General features: G+C 60.4%; 20 protein-coding genes and 2 pseudogenes. 8 read left to right on the top strand and 14 right to left on the bottom strand.

Going from position 1 to position 17,754, the window contains the following annotated elements; all coding sequences use genetic code 11:
* Positions 1-98 precede the first annotated feature (98 nt).
* Genes dctP through P6U16_RS23350 form a run of 4 tightly spaced genes read left to right on the top strand, consistent with a single transcriptional unit; the run spans position 99 to position 3,879 of the window.
* Positions 99-1,094 carry a TRAP transporter substrate-binding protein DctP gene (dctP, locus tag P6U16_RS23365; RefSeq protein ID WP_277704673.1) on the top strand — a complete coding sequence of 332 codons (996 nt, stop codon included), beginning with the start codon at positions 99-101 and terminating at the stop codon, positions 1,092-1,094.
* Positions 1,095-1,103: 9 nt separating this feature from the next.
* Positions 1,104-1,607: a TRAP transporter small permease gene (locus P6U16_RS23360; RefSeq protein ID WP_277704672.1), complete on the top strand. Its 504-nt coding sequence runs from the start codon at positions 1,104-1,106 to the stop codon at positions 1,605-1,607.
* The gene (locus tag P6U16_RS23355; protein ID WP_277704671.1) at positions 1,604-2,899 is read left to right on the top strand and encodes a TRAP transporter large permease; all 1,296 of its coding nucleotides are present in this window, start codon (positions 1,604-1,606) and stop codon (positions 2,897-2,899) included. The genes P6U16_RS23360 and P6U16_RS23355 overlap by 4 nt, the downstream gene beginning before the upstream one ends.
* A gap of 35 nt (positions 2,900-2,934) precedes the next feature.
* Positions 2,935-3,879: a dihydrodipicolinate synthase family protein gene (locus P6U16_RS23350; protein WP_277704875.1), complete on the top strand. Its 945-nt coding sequence runs from the start codon at positions 2,935-2,937 to the stop codon at positions 3,877-3,879.
* A gap of 33 nt (positions 3,880-3,912) precedes the next feature.
* On the opposite strand, the gene P6U16_RS23345 is transcribed toward P6U16_RS23350, so the two are convergent.
* The 4 genes and pseudogenes from P6U16_RS23345 to P6U16_RS23330 form a co-directional block, all read right to left on the bottom strand.
* The gene (locus P6U16_RS23345) at positions 3,913-4,407 is read right to left on the bottom strand and encodes a DoxX family protein (protein ID WP_277704670.1); all 495 of its coding nucleotides are present in this window, start codon (positions 4,405-4,407) and stop codon (positions 3,913-3,915) included.
* On the bottom strand, positions 4,404-5,180 hold the full coding sequence (locus P6U16_RS23340) for a DNA-binding domain-containing protein (protein WP_277704669.1): 777 nt from the start codon (positions 5,178-5,180) through the stop codon (positions 4,404-4,406). The genes P6U16_RS23345 and P6U16_RS23340 overlap by 4 nt, the downstream gene beginning before the upstream one ends.
* A 2-nt stretch (positions 5,181-5,182) precedes the next feature.
* A pseudogene (locus tag P6U16_RS23335) lies at positions 5,183-6,058 on the bottom strand (DUF692 domain-containing protein).
* A 68-nt stretch (positions 6,059-6,126) separates the two neighbouring features.
* A complete protein-coding gene (locus tag P6U16_RS23330) occupies positions 6,127-6,414 on the bottom strand; it encodes a DUF2282 domain-containing protein (protein ID WP_277704668.1) in 288 nt (95 codons plus the stop codon).
* A gap of 188 nt (positions 6,415-6,602) precedes the next feature.
* Between P6U16_RS23330 and P6U16_RS23325 the strand changes: the two genes are divergently transcribed.
* Complete coding sequence (locus P6U16_RS23325; protein WP_277704667.1) at positions 6,603-7,139, top strand: sigma-70 family RNA polymerase sigma factor; 537 nt, start codon at positions 6,603-6,605, stop codon at positions 7,137-7,139.
* A gap of 1 nt (position 7,140) precedes the next feature.
* Entirely contained in the window at positions 7,141-7,779 is a 639-nt protein-coding gene (locus P6U16_RS23320; RefSeq protein ID WP_277704666.1) for an NrsF family protein, read from the top strand.
* Positions 7,780-7,806: 27 nt separating this feature from the next.
* Here the strand turns inward: P6U16_RS23320 and P6U16_RS23315 are convergent, their stop codons facing one another.
* The 10 genes from P6U16_RS23315 to P6U16_RS23275 form a co-directional block, all read right to left on the bottom strand.
* Positions 7,807-8,229, bottom strand: a complete 423-nt coding sequence (locus P6U16_RS23315) for an FAD-dependent oxidoreductase (RefSeq protein ID WP_277704665.1) — start codon at positions 8,227-8,229, stop codon at positions 7,807-7,809.
* Entirely contained in the window at positions 8,204-8,518 is a 315-nt protein-coding gene (locus P6U16_RS23310) for an FAD-dependent oxidoreductase (RefSeq protein ID WP_277704664.1), read from the bottom strand. Before P6U16_RS23310 ends, P6U16_RS23315 begins: the two co-directional genes overlap by 26 nt.
* 92 nt (positions 8,519-8,610) lie before the next feature.
* The gene (locus tag P6U16_RS23305) at positions 8,611-8,970 is read right to left on the bottom strand and encodes a hypothetical protein (protein ID WP_277704663.1); all 360 of its coding nucleotides are present in this window, start codon (positions 8,968-8,970) and stop codon (positions 8,611-8,613) included.
* Positions 8,971-8,975: 5 nt separating this feature from the next.
* Complete coding sequence (locus P6U16_RS23300; RefSeq protein WP_277704662.1) at positions 8,976-9,638, bottom strand: ATP-binding cassette domain-containing protein; 663 nt, start codon at positions 9,636-9,638, stop codon at positions 8,976-8,978.
* 3 nt (positions 9,639-9,641) lie between these two features.
* Positions 9,642-10,733, bottom strand: coding sequence for a hypothetical protein (locus P6U16_RS23295; RefSeq protein ID WP_349017737.1), 1,092 nt, complete (start codon positions 10,731-10,733; stop codon positions 9,642-9,644).
* Positions 10,649-11,293: a hypothetical protein gene (locus P6U16_RS28490; RefSeq protein WP_349017736.1), complete on the bottom strand. Its 645-nt coding sequence runs from the start codon at positions 11,291-11,293 to the stop codon at positions 10,649-10,651. Before P6U16_RS28490 ends, P6U16_RS23295 begins: the two co-directional genes overlap by 85 nt.
* Before the next feature lie 74 nt (positions 11,294-11,367).
* Positions 11,368-12,594, bottom strand: coding sequence for an ABC transporter substrate-binding protein (locus P6U16_RS23290; RefSeq protein WP_277704661.1), 1,227 nt, complete (start codon positions 12,592-12,594; stop codon positions 11,368-11,370).
* 96 nt (positions 12,595-12,690) lie between these two features.
* Complete coding sequence (locus P6U16_RS23285) at positions 12,691-13,431, bottom strand: TVP38/TMEM64 family protein (protein WP_277704660.1); 741 nt, start codon at positions 13,429-13,431, stop codon at positions 12,691-12,693.
* 160 nt (positions 13,432-13,591) lie between these two features.
* Entirely contained in the window at positions 13,592-14,317 is a 726-nt protein-coding gene (locus tag P6U16_RS23280) for a CDP-alcohol phosphatidyltransferase family protein (protein WP_349017735.1), read from the bottom strand.
* Between the two features lie 64 nt (positions 14,318-14,381).
* Positions 14,382-15,893: an FAD-dependent oxidoreductase gene (locus P6U16_RS23275; protein WP_277704659.1), complete on the bottom strand. Its 1,512-nt coding sequence runs from the start codon at positions 15,891-15,893 to the stop codon at positions 14,382-14,384.
* A gap of 274 nt (positions 15,894-16,167) precedes the next feature.
* On the opposite strand from P6U16_RS23275, the pseudogene P6U16_RS23270 reads away from it, so the two are divergent.
* Together P6U16_RS23270 and P6U16_RS23265 are read left to right on the top strand one after the other, a co-directional pair.
* Positions 16,168-16,952: pseudogene (locus P6U16_RS23270) on the top strand (DeoR/GlpR family DNA-binding transcription regulator).
* The gene (locus P6U16_RS23265) at positions 16,949-17,722 is read left to right on the top strand and encodes a triose-phosphate isomerase (RefSeq protein WP_277704658.1); all 774 of its coding nucleotides are present in this window, start codon (positions 16,949-16,951) and stop codon (positions 17,720-17,722) included. Before P6U16_RS23270 ends, P6U16_RS23265 begins: the two are co-directional and overlap by 4 nt.
* Positions 17,723-17,754: the final 32 nt, after the last annotated feature.

Raw genomic sequence — 17,754 nt, 5'->3', positions numbered from 1 at the left:
GCGTCCTATCCGGGATATTTACAGGAGGCGTTCCGGACAGGGAGGAACGTGCTGGGAGGCACGCAGCATCGCTTGACGTCATATGGGAGGAAAACAAAATGACGATGACAACCACTCGCCGTAGCCTGATGGTCGGCGCTGCTGCTTTGATCGCTCTGGGCCTGGCAGCCCGTTCGGCCCAGGCCGCCGACAAGATTACCATTCGCCTGTCAACGCCTGCGACCGACACCGATCAGCGGGCCGTCGCGCTCGCCACGGTGTTTGGCCCCGCCGTTGCCGACTTCGCCGCCTACGAACCTCACTACAATGCCGCCCTGTTCAAGCAGGGTACCGAACTTGAGGCGATCGCGCGCGGAAATCTCGAAATGGCGATCGCATCGGCGCAGGAGCTCGCGACGATCTTTCCGGAATTTTCAATTTTCACCGCAGGATACCTGCACCGTGATGCCGAACACCAGAAGAAGGTGTTCGCCGCTGACTTCATGGCACCCCTCAAGCAGAAGGTTGAAGACGAACTCGGCGTGAAACTGCTGGCCGTCATGTATCTCGGCCGCCGCCAGCTCAATCTGCGCACGGACAATGAAATCAAAACCCCGGCCGACCTTGCGGGCGTCAAGCTGCGCATGCCCGGCTCCGAGGCCTGGCAGTTCCTTGGCACGGCGCTGGGCGCAAGCCCGGTCCCCGTCGCCTTTACCGAGATCTACACGGCACTCCAGACCGGCGCGATCGATGGCCAAGACAATCCCCTGCCCACCAACCGCGATTCCAAGTTCTACGAAGTCACCAAGCAGATCGTGCTGACCAGCCATCTGGTGGACCTCAACTATATCGCCTTTTCGAAAAAGGTCTGGGACGGCCTCTCGCCCGAACAGCAGGCGACGGTCCAGAAGGCTGCCGACGATGCCGCTGAAAGCGGGCGCCAGAAGCAGCTTGCACTCGAAGTCGAACTTGAACAGTTCTTCAAGGACAAGGGTCTCAACGTCTATACGCCGGATGTCGATGCTTTCCGCACCCAGGTGCAGAAGGCCTACCTCGAATCCGACTATGCCAAGACCTGGCCGGAAGGCATGGTCGACAAGATCAACGCGCTTTAGGCCCGTTCGATGACGGCACGCGCCATAATAGACTGGTTGAAAGCGCGGGCAGACGACGTGGCGGCGGCGTTGCTCGCCGCCATGTTCATCGCCTTCCTCCTGCAGATCGTGACGCGCTATGTCTTCAACAATCCCCTCGGCTGGACCCAGGAGGTGTGCCTCACCACCTGGCTCTGGCTGGTCTTCTGGGGCTCGGCCTTCTCTGTGCGGGACCGCGACGAGGTCCGCTTCGATTTGCTTTACCACTCGGTTTCGGCCGGTATGCGCCGCAAGTTCGCGCTCGTCTCCGCCGTGGCGCTCACCGCAGGGTTCGCGGCGTCTTTCCCGGCCTCGCTGGATTACATCATGTTCTACAAGATCAAGAAAAGCGCCATGCTCGGGATCCGGCTCGACGTCGTCTTCAGCGTCTATGCGATCTTTGCGCTGGCGGTCATCATGCGCGGCGCCCTGCAGGTCGTGCACATTCTGCGCGGCGGCGCGATCGAGGAAGCGGCGGAGGCGAGAGACGCATGAGCCTGGCCTTTTCCGTCTGCCTCATGGCGCTTTTTCTGCTGGCCGCCATCGGTACGCCGATCGCCCATTCGATGATCCTCTCCGCCGTCGTCTATCTGGCAATTTCCGGCCAGGACCTCGGGCTGGCTGCTGAACAGATCATCCAGGGCATCTATGACAGCTTCATCATCCTCGCCGTGCCGCTCTTCATCGTCGCGGCCAGCATCATGAACGAGGGTTCGATCAGCGACAGGCTGCTCGATTTCTGCAAGGCCGTGGTCGGCCGCTTCAGGGGCGGGCTGGCGCAGGTCGATATTCTCGTCAGCCTCATCTTTTCCGGCATGTCGGGCTCGGCCATCGCCGATGCCGCAGGCGTTGGAAAAGTCACGATCAACATGATGATCAAGAGCGGCCACTACACGCCGGGTTTTGCCGGTGCGGTTGTGGCGGCTTCGGCCACGATCGGCCCCATCATCCCGCCATCGATCCCGATGGTCATGTATGCGCTCGTCTCCGATGCCTCGATCGGCTACCTGTTTCTCGGCGGCGTGGTGCCAGGCCTGATCATGACGGCGGGCCTCATGATCATGACCAGCTGGATCGCGCACAAGCGCGACATTCCGCCGGAGGAGGTTCCGCCGCTGCGCGAATTGCCCCGTATCACCTTTCGCGCGTTGCCGGTGCTCTTGATGCCCGCCATCCTGCTCGCCGGCATTTACGGTGGTGCGACGACGCCGACAGAGGCGGCAGCCGTGGCCGCAGCCTATGCCCTGCTGATTGCCGCCGTGCTCTATCGCTCGGTCTCGTTATCCTCGTTGCGATCGATCTTTTCCGAAAGCGCACGCTCCTCGGCCTCGATCGGTCTCGTCATCGGCAGTGCGCTGATCTTCAATTATATCGTCGCCTCCGAAAACGTGCCGAACCAGATGGCTGCGCTGATCACCGGTCTCGACCTGCCGCCGCTCGGTTTCTTGTTGCTCGCCAATCTCATCTTCCTGCTGCTCGGCTGCGTGCTGGACGCCACGACGATCATTCTCGTCATCGTGCCGCTCTTCGTGCCCGTCTGCCGGGCGCTCGGTATTGATCTGGTGCATTTTGGTGTGGTTACCGTCGTCAACTGCATGATCGGCCTGATCACGCCGCCCTATGGCATGCTGCTGTTCGTTATCAGCGGCGCCACGGGTATCCGCATCAGTGCCATGGTGCGCGAAGGCATGCCCTTCCTGTTTGCGCTTGTCGCCGCTTTGATCGCGCTGATCCTGTTTCCGGAACTCGTCCTCTGGCTGCCGCGGCAGTTCGGCTATCAGGGATGAAACTCAACCACGCAGCTGAACTGGACGTCTACCCTATGCAGACCAAGATCGACGGCATCATACCGGTGATGATCACGCCCTTCACGCCAGACAATAAGATCGACTGGAAAGGCTACGAGGCTCTGATCGAATGGTATATCGACAACGGGTCGGAGGCTCTGTTCGCCGTCTGCCAGTCGTCGGAAATGCAGCATCTGTCGCTCGATGAGCGGCGCGACCTCGCCCGCTTCACCGTAGAGCGGGTCGCGGGCCGTATCCCTGTCGTCGCCTCCGGTCACGTGTCCGACACGAGAGCGGGCCAGCGTGAGGAACTTGCGGCGGTCGCTGGCACCGGGATCGACGGGCTCGTCCTCGTCACCAACAGGCTGGCGAGCCTTGACGAGGGGACCGAGACGTTTCGCGCTCGGGTCGAGGACCTGCTGACGGCGCTGCCATCGGACCTGCCGCTCGGCCTCTACGAGTGCCCGGCGCCGTTCCGCCGCCTGCTCAGTGATGCGGAAGTCGCCTATTGCGCAGGCTCAGGTCGTTTCACTTTTCTCAAGGACGTCACCTGCGACCTCGAAATCGTCAAGCGTCGTCTCGAAATCACCCGTGGCACGCCGCTCGGCATCAACAATGCCAATGCTGCAATCGCCTGGCCGGCGATGCAGGCGGGCGCCAGCGGCTTCTGTGGTGTGATGAGCAACTTCCACCCCGACCTCTACCGCTGGCTGCAGGATCATGGCGCCGAACACCCGGACCTCGCAGAAGAGCTCGCCACCTTTCTCGTTCTGGCCGCCATGTGCGAGCCCATGGGTTATCCGAAGCTTGCCAAGCGCTACCATCTCCGCCTGGGAACCTTCGCCAGCGATCACAGCCGGACGATCAGCTTCGATATCGAGGACCGCTATTGGGCGCTGGATGCGATTCTCGACCGGATCCATCAGGGGAGCCAGCGTTTCCGCAGCCGGATCGCCGAGCTTGTTTTGCGGCAGGGATAAGATTGCCAGAAGACCTGTTTGCCGCAAAGGCAGTTATCGGCGGTGTGGCATGACAAGTGGATCAAGTGCGATCCGTCCGCCCCCGAACACGACCAAGGCGAGCGCCATTGCCGCCCAGGGCAAATGGAAGTTCGCCCAGCCGTCTGGAATGGTCAGTTGGATGACTGCCGTCATCAGCAGCAGGCCAAGGGCGGAAAAGCGGGTTGCCAGGCCAAGGATCAACAAGACAGGCAGGACAAGTTCTGCGAGCCCGGCGGCGCTCGCCATGGCCACCGGAAAGGGGTAGGGGAATTCTCTGCCGAGAATATGGAGTTTGAATTCCTGCTCGAAGAGATATCGTGCACCCGTCGAAAGCGTTAGAAACCCATCCCACTTCGTCAATCCCGATTTGAAAAAGGGTATTGCAAGTGCAAGACGAAGCGCCAAGAGAGGCAGGGATCGCGGCACGGAGGCAAGCAGGCATTCGGCATGTGAAACAAGGGAGGTTAGACGCTTGTCTGAACGATCGGACGCGGCTTCGGTCTTCATGGACTTTCTTTCTTGTACTGTTGAAGGGTCGTGAACGCGCCGAGACCAATAAGGCCCGTCACGGCTGTCCCGAAATCGAACGTCGAGGACGCGGCGAATGCGGTCTGCGCTGCCTCTCCAAGGCACGCTCCGTCGAACAGCAGGGTTGCAAAAGCCACGTCCTGCGGCGGCATGATGTGGACATCGACGGTCATTTGAGGTCGCACGATCAGGATCGTCTGTGGCTGCCAATCCTCGACCGGCGCAACGATGTCCTGCTGATGCGCACCCCAGATAGAGCCCACAGGATGGTCCGACCGTATCAAGCTCACGGATGGATGGGGGATGAGCTGCAAATTCGGGAGCGCTTCGGGCGCCATTCCTGCGAGTGTACCAAGGTCGAGCGCTGCCGTGTCCGACGCGTGATAAGCTTTCGTCCAGGCCACCTCGATCCGAGCGACATCAGCCAGATAGACAAGCGATTTCGCCGGCGGAAACGCGCCAATGAAATCCGGGAAGTCGTCACCGTAGTCGATGATCAGCGGCGAGGCTGGCTTGTGATCCTGGGCATAGGACCGTGCCATGGCGAGGAAGAATTCTGAACCCACCAGCCGCTCCGTCACGGGAAAACGCTGCGCCAGCGCCTTTGTCAGCCCGACGAAAACATTGTTGCGATAGACGGAAAACCGCGCCGCATCCGCGTCACCCCGCGCAGTGGTGATGCCTTGCGGAACCGGATGATCCGGATGCTGCAAAGCGTGGGCAAAGGCGGACTGGCTGGCTGCAAAATCCATGATCACGCCGCCCGGTGTGCGTTGCGGGTTACACTTACTGCCACGAGCATCGCGTCGGCGCGGATCGCTTCCGCGTTCAAGGTGGCAAAATCCGGCACGTCATTGTCCCATTCGATCAGGGTCGGGAGCGGCCCGCTGCGTGAGTGTGTGCTGGTAGAGCGCCAGGACATCATTTTTCACAGCGGTCCCGTGGGCATCGATCAGCAGTCGGTCGCCGGCGTCATCGGTGGTCTCGTCATAGCCCGCTAGGTGAATCTCGCCGACCAGGTTGACCGGAAACCGGTCGATATAGGTGATCGGATCAAGCCGGTGGTTGACCGCGGAGACCATCACATTGTTGACATCGAGCAGAAGGCCGCAGGAGGTACGCTGCGCGATCTCGGCCAGAAAATCGACCTCTTCGATCGTGCTGTCGGCAAACAATATGTAGGTCGACGGGTTTTCAAGCAGCAGTTTCCGGCCGAGCGCCTGCTGCGTCTCGTCCACGTGATCACAGACGCGTGCCAGGGTTTCCTGCGTATAGGGCAGGGGTAGGAGATCGTTGAGGAAGCCCGTCTCGTGCGTCGACCAGGCGAGATGTTCCGAGAAACTCTGCGGGCGATACCGATCGACCAACATGCGCAGCCGTTTCAGATGTGTCTTGTCGAGCCCGCGGGCCGCGCCAATCGACAGGCCGACACCGTGCAGCGACAGGGGGTAACGTTCCGTGATGGCTTCGAGGTAGCGATGTGGGGGTCCCCGGCACCCATGTAGTTCTCGGCATGCACCTCGAAGAAACCCACATCCGGACGGGTGGCGAGTATCGTTTCATAGTGTTCTGCCTTGAGGCCAAGCCCGGCGCGTGCGGGCAGGGCTTTGAATCTCGCGTCTGGAACCATCATTTTTGCTTCTCCGGGTTATTTCAGAGAGGTGTGGAGGCCCGTTTTCCGGGCCTCCGTTTGCGGGATCAGCCGTTCATCGGCTCAAGCGTGCCCATGTGGCCATCAACGTTCATCGTCGTGCAGGTGCCGGCCGGTACAGCTTTCCAGGCATTGCCCTGGTAATCCATCGTCGAGGTGCCAGCGCATGTGGTGCCGGCGCCGGCGGCGCAATCGTTCTGGCCCTTGAGCGAGATGCCGTAGCATTTCTCGTTGCCGACCATCTTTTCTGCGGGAAGCGGTGCGGCAAAGGCAGCGGAGGCGATTGCGGTGGCGAGCGAGCCGGCAAGGGCGAGGCTGAGTGTGGAACGGTTCATGAGTGTTCTCCTCTTCGAATAGCCGCATGCCGGTCATCGGCTGCGTATCTCTGTCTTCGCCCCAAGGCACAGTGTTGTTACGCTCACCCAAAAACACGAATGCGTGATCCGCCGCTTGGCCGGATTGGACAATATTTCAGCTGCCGCGTAACAAGAGGGCCTTCGCGCACGTATGGGAGAGACAAGGGTTGAAAGGCGGAGATGAAAACGAGCTTGCAAGATTGCTCCGCGCCGCGATTGCGGGAGACGAAAGAGCTTACGCCACGTTCCTGGAGGGGACCGCTGCGATTGTCCGCGGTTTTGCGCGTCAGAAAATCGTGCAGGGTGGGGTCGATCCGGAAGACATCGTGCAGGAAACGCTTCTGGCGATCCATACCAAGCGGCATACATGGATCAGCGATGCGCCGGTTCTGCCGTGGATTTACGCGATTGCGCGGTTCAAGCTGATCGACGCCTTTCGAAAGCGTGGTCGCCGCGTCGAAATCGAGATCGGAGACATCGCCGAGACGTTTGCGCAGCCGGAGCCCGAAACAGTCAGCGATCGCGAAATCGGTCGTGTGCTCGATGGGTTGGCACCGGGCCAGCGGTCCGTCGTCGCCGCAATTTCGATCGAGGGGCACTCGATTGGCGAGACGGCGCAGAAGTTCGGTATGACGGAGATAGCAGTCCGCGTCGCGCTACATCGTGGATTGCGCTCGATTGCAAAGAAGTTTGGACGGATTTGAGATGCAGACCAATGACCTCATCAAAGCACTGAAGGCCGATGCTGCAAAGCCATCGATGCCGATTGGCCGTGCATGGTGGATTGCGATCATCGGCGCGACGATCGCTGCAGCCATTGCCTTCCTCCTGTTGATCGGCCCGCGCCCAGACATTGTAGCGGCCGCCCACACGCTCCGCTTCCTGTTCAAATTCGTCATCACGCTAACATTGGCCGCTATCGCGTTCATGGTTTTGCGGGCGCTGTCACGCCCAGGCATCAATGTGCGCCACATCGCGCAGTGGCTCGTTCTGATTCCCGTTCTTGTCGGCGCTTCAGTGTTTGCCGAGTTGCTTGCCGTGCCGTCTGGGCAGTGGGGAACGGTTTGGTGGGGCAGCAATGTCTATATCTGCCTGACCTTTATTCCAGTGATTGGGCTCGTCCCGCTCGGTGTCATTCTGGCTGCTCTGCGCCACGGCGCACCCTCACGGCCCGGTCTTGCCGGTGCTGTGGCCGGCCTGCTTGCCGGAAGTGTCGCCGCGACCTTCTATGCAGCCCACTGCACGGATGATTCGCCGCTGTTCGTTGCCACATGGTATTCGATCGCCATCGCTGGCCTCATGTTCCTTGGTGCAATTCTTGGCCCCCGCATTGCCCGTTGGTAGGCTGCGCACCAGCAGATGAAGACCAGATCATCGCTGGAAACGACGAATGAATCGGGCGTCGATCGATCGTTTCCAGGCGTTTACCCAGCGGCCGGAAACGGAAAGCCCCCATTTGTCAGCGATCGCCCGCCCGTCGGCAAGCGAGATCAGCACCAGCCAGGAACGCTGGGGCCGGAATGCCGTCAAAGCCTTGCCCGAGAGCGCGCGGCGAATATTCTCAGCCAGCACAGGACCGGCGCGCACGGCAAAGACGCCGGCCTTCGGGCGGGGATCGCCCAAGGCCGCGACATCGCCGGCGGCGAAGACGTTCGGATGCGATAGCGACCGCAATTCGGCATCGACGCGAACGAAACCGTCGAGATCAAGTGCCAGCCCGGTTTGTCGCAGCCAGGGCGGAGCGCCGCTCGACGTCGTCCAGACAACCTCATCGACGTCGAGCCGTTCTGCCATCCGTGGCGACAAGTTCCTTGTCTGCCACGGCAACGACGTCGAATGCGGAATGATGCGTGATACCCTGTCGCGAAAGCACCTTTTCCACCAGTATTCGGGCCATCTTGCCACGCTCCGGAACAAGCGCGCTCGAGCGACCGACAAGATGGATTTTGACGCCTCCACCGGCGCGCGCGCCCGCCGACACCAGCCCGTCGAGCCGCTTTTTGAGCGCCAAGGCGACTTCGACGCCCGCGACCCCCTGTCCGACGATGGCAAGGCGAAGTGGAGACTGCGCACTCCCGGCCATGGCGTCCAACCCGCCGAGGCGCTCGGTAAAGCTTGCGATCGGCTTGACGCAGACGCCGACCGAAATTCCGTTTGGAAGGCTTGGCGTCGAACCTATGTCGAGGAGAGAATGTCATAGTCGAGCCAGGACCCGTCCTCGAGCTGCACCCGGTACGCGTCCGGATCCAGTCCGGTTGCCAGACCTTCACGAAACGCGATGCCGGAGCGCTGGCAGAGCGCCTGCAAGTCGATGTTGAAGTCCTCGAACGCATATTCCCCGGCGATATAGCCCGGCAACATGCCGGAATAAGGTGCGTAGCGTGAAGGCGAAACAAGGGTGATCTGTGCCGATAGGGCAAGGCGGCCCAGCCGACGGACGACTTCGACATGGGCATGCCCGCCACCCAAAAGAACGACACGCTTTTGGGCGTTGGCTTTCATCCGCGTGGACATACCGTTATTCTTGGCGTTCACGAACTCTATCCCAAACTGCCTTCTATCCGGTGGGTCTCCCCGCCGGCAGCCTCTGCGTCCGCCTCGTCATGGGTCACCAGAATGACCGGAAGGTTGGCGTTCCGGGCTTTTGCGAAGACGAGCTGGCGCATCTGTTGGCGAAGGGCCATGTCCAGCTTGGAGAACGGTTCGTCAAGCAGAAGCAGCCGCGGGCGCGAAACGAGCACGCGGGTCAATGCGACGCGCGCCTTCTGCCCGCCGGAGAGGGTTGCGGGATCCCGGTCGGCAAAGCCGTCCAACTCCACCTCAGTCAGCGCTTCCGCTGCGATGCGCTGCCTTTCCTTGCGGCCGGATATCCCTGCTGGAACCGCAAAGGCCACATTGGCGCCCACCGACATATGGGGAAAAAGCAGAGGGTCCTGGAAGAGAATACCGGTCCGCCGCTCCTCGGGCGCAATGCCTGTCAGGTCATCTCCTCCAATGGTGATGCGTCCCTGCGCTTGAAACACCGGATCGAGAAATCCGCCGATATAAGCAAGCAGGGTCGACTTCCCCGACCCCGATGGTCCCATCACGGTCAGCACACGGGCAGGCGGCACATGCGACGAGAGGGTAATGAGCTGTCGGTCGTGAAGCCGGATCTCAATGCCGGTCAGCATGAGCCCGGTTGCGCTGCTTTCATTCGTCATTGTTCAGACCTGCATGGCACGGCGGTTTCGATAGAAGAGGGCAGGCACGAAAGACGCAACTGCAAAAGCGATGAACGGCAACAGGGTCTGAAGAAGAGCATAAACACCGATCACCCGGCGGTTGCCGCCGGACGCCAGCGCTACGGCTTCGGTGGTGATCGTTTGCAGCCGACCTTCGCCGATCAGGACGGTCGGCAGATATTGGCCGACGGAAACAGCAAAGCCCACGGCAAAGGCCGTCAGGATCGCCCGTGTCAGCATCGGCAAGCGGATGGCGAGAAGCGCCGATAGGCGCGAACGCCCGAGCGCTGCTGAAAGAAGGTCGTAGCGTCTGTCCAGATGTCGCCACGCATCCGACAGGGACAGGAACACGTAGGGCAGGACAAAGACGAGATGCACCAGAACTAGGGCGGCGAACCGGTCGGACGACCCACTGCCAATGAACAGGAGCTGCAGGCCGAAGAGAAAGGCGATCTGCGGCACCATTAGCGGAAGGTAGAGCAGCAGGAGCGCATTTTGTCCGCCGTTTCGTCCAGTCTGCGTCTCGCGCTCAAGGCAGCCGATCGTCAAGAACACGGCAATCATCGTCGAAAGGATGCCAGCCGCCAATGTGGTGGTGAGCGCTGTCCCCATGCGCGGCAGCGCATTCTGCCAGGTTCGCAGTGTCAGTTCCTGCGGCAGCAGATCCGGAAACTGCCAGGGCCCCGCCACCGACCAGGCAGCCAAGAGACCAATGCCGCTAAAGACGGTGGCGCAGATGAAAACCACCACGCCTGCGGCGGCAACTCTCAAGCCGCGGTCGTTGCGAAAGCGATGGCCGCGGCCTCGAAGCGCGGCAAGTGTTGCCCCGCCGAGCCGTTCCACAGCATACCAGGACACAAGCGCCGTCGCGGTCACTCCAAGCTGAAGGATCGCGCCGGCGGATGCAAGAAAGCGATTGGAAAGGTCGGGGTCGTTCATCCATTCCAGCAGCCGGGTGGCGAGCGTTCCGGGAAGATTCGGACCAAGGATCAGGGCGACATCGACCACGGAACTGGAATAGGCAAGGACGGCATAGACGGCAAAACGGATCTGGCGGTAGATGCCAGGCCACACCAGAAAGAGGAAGCCGGCGATGCGGCCATAGCCGAGCGAGGCAGAAAGCTGCCGCGAAGCAAAAGGTCGACCTGCGGCAAGGCTGCGAGCGACACAAGGAAGAGAAACGGCATTTCCTTCAAGACAAGACCCGCCGTCATGGATAGCCCAAGCGGATCGTGCAGGATCAAGAGGTCCGGCGGCCGGTCGATCCCCGCAAAGGGTGCGGCAAGCCGGATCAGGTAGCCGGATGGGGCGATCAGGAAAGCCAGACCGAAGGCGGCGGCGGCGTGCGGAATGGCAAGCAGCGGAGAAAGCGCGTGCTGCAGACGGCTGAGCATGCGTGTTCCGGCAAAGGCTGCCAGGAACACGGCTGTCACCACGACTGAGAGGGCTGTCGCTGCAAAGCCGCTTGCCAGGCTGAGCAGAACGGAAGCCTCTAACCCCGGAACGGCAAGCAGCGCCTTGAAATGAGCCAGGCCAAATTCATGCCCGCCAAGCGCCGGCAGGTAGCCGAGTGCGGGAAGCACCGTGCCCAGCAGGCCGAACGACAACGGCAAGGTCAGCAATGCCACCGTCAACAGGGTCGCGGATCTCGCATAGACCGCAACGGCACGGCTTCCTTGAGCGCACTCGGCCGGACGTGGGTCACCGATCAATTTCCGCTGGCATAACGCCGGCGCCATTCGGTCTCGATGCGCTCCATCCAGCTTGCATGTGGTTCGGCAATGACGGGGCCGAGCTTATCGGGCGTCAGGGTTGCAACACCGAGATCGAGCGCCTGGAAGGCTGCGCGGTCCGCATCGGCAAGCTTCGACATCGAAAGCACCGTCGGATCTCCCCAGTATTGCGGATTCTGCTTGCGCAGCTGCGCCTCGGGCGAAAGCAGGAAATTGGCTGTGAGAAGTGCGCCCTCCCTTGCATTGGCATTGTAGGGGATGGCAACAAAATGGGTATTGCCAAGCGTGCCGCCGGAGAAGGTGAAGGATCTGACAGTATCGGACAGCTCGCCGGCCGCAATCGCCGAAGACGCCTCCGCCGGGTTGAAGGCAAAGATGATGTCCAACTCGCCATCCCCGAGCTTCTGCTTCATGTCGGGATAGTTTTGCGGAAAGGCCTTGCCAGACCGCCAGGCGACCTTGTGGAGTTGATCCAGATAGGCAAAGAGCGGTTCGACAGTCCGTTCAAAACTCGCTTCGTCAACAGGCTCCCGCAGTTTTGCGCGGTCATCGATGGTTTCGCTCAAGACCTGCTTGAGGAAGGACGAGCCGATGAAATCCGGCGGTGCAGGGTAGGAAAAACGTCCTGGGTTGCGCTTTGCCCAGTCCAAAAGCTGCGCTGCATTGTCCGGCAAACCAGCCTTGTCGGTCCGCGCGCCGTCGTAGAAAAACACCATCTTTGCGCCGCCCCAAGGGCTTTCGAGCCCGTCGGTGGGCTCGGTGAAGTCGGTCAGGGTTGTCGGCTGGTTCTCCGTATCGACATACGCCCAGTTGGGCAGTGATGTCGCCCATCCCGGCGTCAACAGCAGGCCCTGGCGCTTCATCGAAGCGAAGTTTTCGCCATTGATCCAGATCAGATCGACGGAGCCGCCTTCGGTCTTGCCGGCTGCCTTTTCCGCAACCACCTTGCTGACGGCGCTTGCCGTATCCTCCAGCTTCACCTGGGTGACTGTCACGTCGTAGCGTGCCTTCATTTCCTCGCCGACCCATTCCAGGTAGGCATTGATGTTTTCAGAGCCACCCCAGGCATTGAAATAGACCGTTTGCCCGGCTGCCGCCTTTTCAATCTTCGTCCAGTCGGAGACGTCGAGATCGGATGCCTGTGCAGTGGCTGCCAGACCGGCGACAAGGGTTGCCGCGAGGAATTTGGTGATCGAACGCATGAAGTGTCTTTCTCCCGGATATTTCGAAACGCCAAAGGGCGCTGCAGGTGTCATTGTATTTTGGTTCAAAGATTGTTTCTCACTACGCATCGCACTTCACGCTTTGCCGCTTCGTTGCCGCAGCTGCGAAACAATCGGGGGAATTGCGGCGACGACGGCGAGCATGAGAAAGGCAAGCGTAATGTCCTGCGTTGCCAGATCGGAGATCGTCGCTTCCCGGCCAGCAGCCTTTGCCGCAACGAGCACGCTATCGACGCCTTGACCGAGATAGGCATAGGCAAATGTCCCGGGAAGGATACCAAAGAAGGTCGCGGCAACGAAGCGGCCAAGGCTTATGTCGAACAGCGCTGCGGCAATATTTACGACGAAGAACGGAAAGACCGGAGCGAGCCGTATGGCAAATAGATATCCGAAGGCATTTTTGCGAAACCCGTCTGCGAGCTTTTTAACAATGCCGTCAACCCGGTTGCGCAAGAACCCGCCAAAGGCCGATCGGGTTGCCAGAAACACAATCGCAGAGCCGATGGTTGCGCCCACCGCAACCAAGGCGCCGCCAAAGATCCAGCCGAACAGAAACCCGCCAAAAATCGTCAGGATGGACGCAGCCGGAAAGGAAACCGCCACGGCCAGAATGTATATTGCAAGGAAGAGTGCCGCCGAAAGTGCATAGCGCTGATCCACGAAAGCCCGCAGTTCATCACGCTTGTCCGTGAGGAAGCCGAGGCTGAAACAGTCCTGGAGACCAAATGCATAGGCGAGAAAAAGACCAAGGACGACAAGCGCAACGGGGCCGTAGCGCCGAATGAGGCTGCTGCTGTGGTTGTTGTTTTCAGACAATGGTCCACGACCAGTCTTTATGGGATGCGAGCACATACCAGTTGCCTGCGTTCCGGCCACGCCGTGAAAGCGCCAATTCTATCGTGTTCAATGGATAAATCCCCTTTGGCCGAGCCCATTGCAGTACCCCTGCCAATGCAAGCAAGAACGAAAAATTGCATCACCGGCAACTCAAATCCGGGTGAACGGCATGTCTGTCCAAGCGTGATGTTAGAAATTCTTCCCTGCAAAGCGAGAGGCTTGCTTCACCACGCAGATGAGCAGCAACGTGCGCGACCGATTGCAGTTCCACCATGTACGCTGTCATGCCGCTGAACTCAGGTGTCGGACGTTTACGAGCGGCCAGACGGTCCGGAAAAACCACCCAGCCCTGGTGCCAGCGAAGGAGGGTGGTCATGCCGCAGATTGCTGCGAAAACAAGTGCGATGACGGGAAAGTTCTGTGGGAACAGGCACATGAAGACGAAGACAGCGATCGTCTCGAAACCCTCCGCCAAGCCACCGGCATAGTAAATGCCTTTCATGGGAAAGGCGTCCGCCTGCTTTCCCTGTTTGGCCGCGATGACGGCAAAGGCCAGAAAGGACGATCCGGTTCCGACAAAAGAGACAATCAGGACCGCCGCGGGCAGGGCAAACACGGCTTGATCCTGCACGGCAAAGCCGAGTGGCACGAGCGCGTAGAAGACAAAATCGAGTGTGATATCGAGAAATGCTCCTCTGTCCGTCGGGCCATTGAGCCGCGCCACCGCCCCATCGAGCCCATCAAAAAGTCTGTTTGCCAGGATCAACGCAAGGCCAGCCGTCCAATGGCCAGTGGCAAGCGCTGCAAAGGCCAGCAGCCCCACCAGGAAGCCCGTAAGGCTTATCGCATCGGCTGAAATGCCCATGCGCGAGAGCATCCGGGCAACGGGCTGAAGGGCTGCGCGTTGCAGGGGAGGATGCGAGCGTCTATCATCCGCGTCTCCAGCTGTGGAATCGTTCGACGAGTGCCAACAGGCGCGGGCTTATATGGTTGCGTCGCCACAGCCCGGCCGCCATCTTGTTGGCCTCGGTCAGCGTCGGGTAGATGTGGATCGTGCCAAGGATCTTGTTGAGCCCAAGCCCCTGTTTCATCGCCAGCACGAATTCCGCGATGAGATCGCCGGCATGTTCGCCAACGATGGTTACCCCGAGGATCCTGTCCTTGCCCGGTACGGTCAGGACCTTGACGAAGCCTCGGGTAGAGCCGTCGGTTATCGCCCGGTCGAGATCGTCCAATCCGTAGCGCGTTACTTCATAGGAAACATTATTCTCTTTCGCCTCGGCTTCGGACAACCCGACGCGCGCCACCTCGGGATCCGTAAACGTCGCCCAGGGAATGACCCGGTAATCCGCCTTAAAGCGCTTGAGATCGCCAAACAGCGCATTCACCGTTGCAAACCAGGCCTGATGCGAAGCGACATGGGTGAACTGATAGGGGCCGGCGACGTCGCCGGCCGCAAGGATATGCGGATGGGTTGTCTGGAGATAGGCATTCGTTTCGACGACGCGATCGACATTGATGCCGATCTCCTCCAGCCCGAAGCCCTTCAGCCGCGGCGCGCGGCCGACAGCGACGATCAGATCATCGAACTCGATCCGACGCATCTCACCTGCCTGCTCCACTTCAATCCATTTCCGACCGTCCGTGACACCGCAAGCGCGCGCCTTGTGGTTGGTCAGGACGCGCACGCCGTTCGCTTCCAGTGCGTTTCGCACCAGTTCGGATGCGTCCTCGTCCTCGCGTATCATGATGCGCGGCGCCATCTCGATCTGAGTGACCGCCGATCCCAGCCGGGCGAAGCTCTGTGCCAGCTCACAGCCGATCGGCCCGCCGCCAAGCACGATCAGCCGGCGTGGCGCTTCCGCGCGGGCCTTCATATGCTCCCAGAGCGTATCCGACGTGAGGTAGCCGACGTCTTCAATGCCCGGAAGAGGCGGCACGAAGGGTTGCGCGCCCGTGGCAATGATGACCGAGCGCGTGGTCAGGCGCTGTGTCACACCGTTGTTAAGGGCAATTTCGACCGTCCAGGGATCGACCAACCTGGCATAGCCTTGCAGGACCTCGACACCCAGCGACGTATAGCGCTCAATGCTGTCATGGGGCTCGATCTCGGCGATGACACGGTGCACGCGGGCGATCACATCCGCGAACGGAACCTGCGGCTGGTGCGGCGTCAGTCCGTATTGGTCGGCGTGGCGCATCTGATGGGCAAGCCTGGCGCTCCGGATCAGCGCCTTGGACGGGACACAACCGGTGTTGAGGCAATCGCCACCCATTTTGTGCGCCTCGACCAAGGTCACTTTGGCTTTCGTTGCCGCCGCAATATAGGCTGAAACCAGACCTGCGGAACCGCCCCCAATCACGATCAGATTACGATCGAAGCGACGCGGACGTTTCCAACGATCTTGGCGTTTTCCGGGCTTCAGAATCTCGAGGAGCATAGGGTATTCCAATGGGGGAAGAACAAGACGTGCAATTCGGCGACTGTGAAGTCCTGAGCAACTAATTTCCCGAGAAAAGTTGCTGTGCAACCGTCCTAACAGATGACTGCCGGTCTGGCGACTTTGAACAGGGCTCCTTACCCGAGCAACTTACGCCCAAATGTCACACTAGAAAGTCACATTATCTCATATTTATGTTTATTTTCATCGCAAATCTGTGATAGTCACCTCCACGCGGCGCTATGGTGCTGTGCAGGTTCGACAAGGTGCCGTGATGAAACCACAGGCCAGACGGCAAGCGATCATGGATCTGCTGATGGATGCAGGGTCGGCATCGGTCGATGATATGGCGAGCCGTTTCGACGTCAGCCGGATGACGATCCATCGCGATCTCGATGAGCTCGAGCAGGCGGGGCTTCTGCGAAAAACCCATGGCGGCGCGTCGATCCAGTCGAGCCCGCAATTCGAAAGCGATTTCCGTTACCGCGAAAAGATCGCCACCGCCGAGAAGCATCGGATCGCTGCCCACGCGGCAGGCTTCATTGAGCCGGGCCAGATCATCATCATCGACGATAGCTCGACGGCAGGGGCGTTGGCCGATTATTTGAGCGCCATCCGGCCGTTGACGGTCATCACCAACAATCTAGGCGTCATCGGCAAGCTTTCCGGCGTCAACGGCATCACGCTAATCTCGCTCGGGGGTCAATACAACAAACGCTTCAACGGCTTCTTCGGCATCATCACAGAAGAGGCGTTGCGGGCGGTGCGGGCGGATATCGCCTTCCTGTCGAGTTCGGCCATCCACGGAGCTTCCGCCTTCCATCAGGATCAAGAGGTGGTCCAGACCAAGCGGCAGATGATGCGGTCTGCGGCGCGCACCCATCTCCTGGTCGACCACAAAAATTCGGCAAGTCCGCACTGCATTTCCTGACGGCGCTTGATGGCTTCGATGTCGTGCTCACCGGCGCAGAGATCGACATGGCACATGAAGCATCCCTGAGGGAAGCCGGTATCAATCTCATCAAGGTAGCGGCGAATGCCGAGGAGGAAGCTCTATGAGCAAGAATACGGTCTGGGTCGGGACCAGCTGGAAGATGAACAAGACGCTGGCTGAGGCCATGGCTTTTGCCGAGGGTCTTGCGAGCGCTGACGCCACCCGCGATGCCCGCGTGCAGCGCTTCGTCATCCCGCCTTTTACAGCTGTGCGGCAGGTCAAGGACGCGCTGTCCTCCACCAGCGTCAAGGTCGGTGCGCAGAACATGCACTGGGACGACGCTGGCGCCTGGACCGGTGAAATCTCTCCGTTGATGCTGAAGGACTGCAATCTCGATCTGGTCGAACTCGGCCACAGCGAGCGCCGGGAGCATTTCGGCGAGACGGATCGCACCGTCGGGCTGAAGACGGCCTCTGCCGTCAGACATGGCCTCGTACCCTTGATCTGCATCGGCGAGACACTGGCCGAGCGGGAAGCCGGTCAGGCCGATGCCGTTCTCAGGCGCCAGGTCGAGGGCGCGCTGGGCCTGCTTGACGACGAGGTGAAGCGGAAACCCGTGCTCTTGGCCTACGAGCCGGTCTGGGCAATCGGCGTCAATGGCATTCCGGCCTCGGCCGATTATGCCGATGAACGCCATGCGCGAATTGCCGAATGGGCGAAAGCCCTGCTCGGCGTTTCGGTTCCCGTACTCTACGGCGGGAGCGTCAATCCCGGAAATTGCGAGGAACTGGTCACCAAGCCCCATATCGACGGCCTGTTTATCGGCCGGTCCGCCTGGGATGTCGCGGGCTATCTCGACATTCTTTCCAAAGTCTCCGCGGCAATCCGCGTCTAGCTCCACACTATCCCAAACATAAAGGACATCCG

It is taken from the genome of Rhizobium sp. 32-5/1, from assembly GCF_029537235.1.
Lineage (GTDB): Bacteria > Pseudomonadota > Alphaproteobacteria > Rhizobiales > Rhizobiaceae > Pararhizobium.
This window is presented reverse-complemented; position numbering and strand designations above follow the sequence as displayed.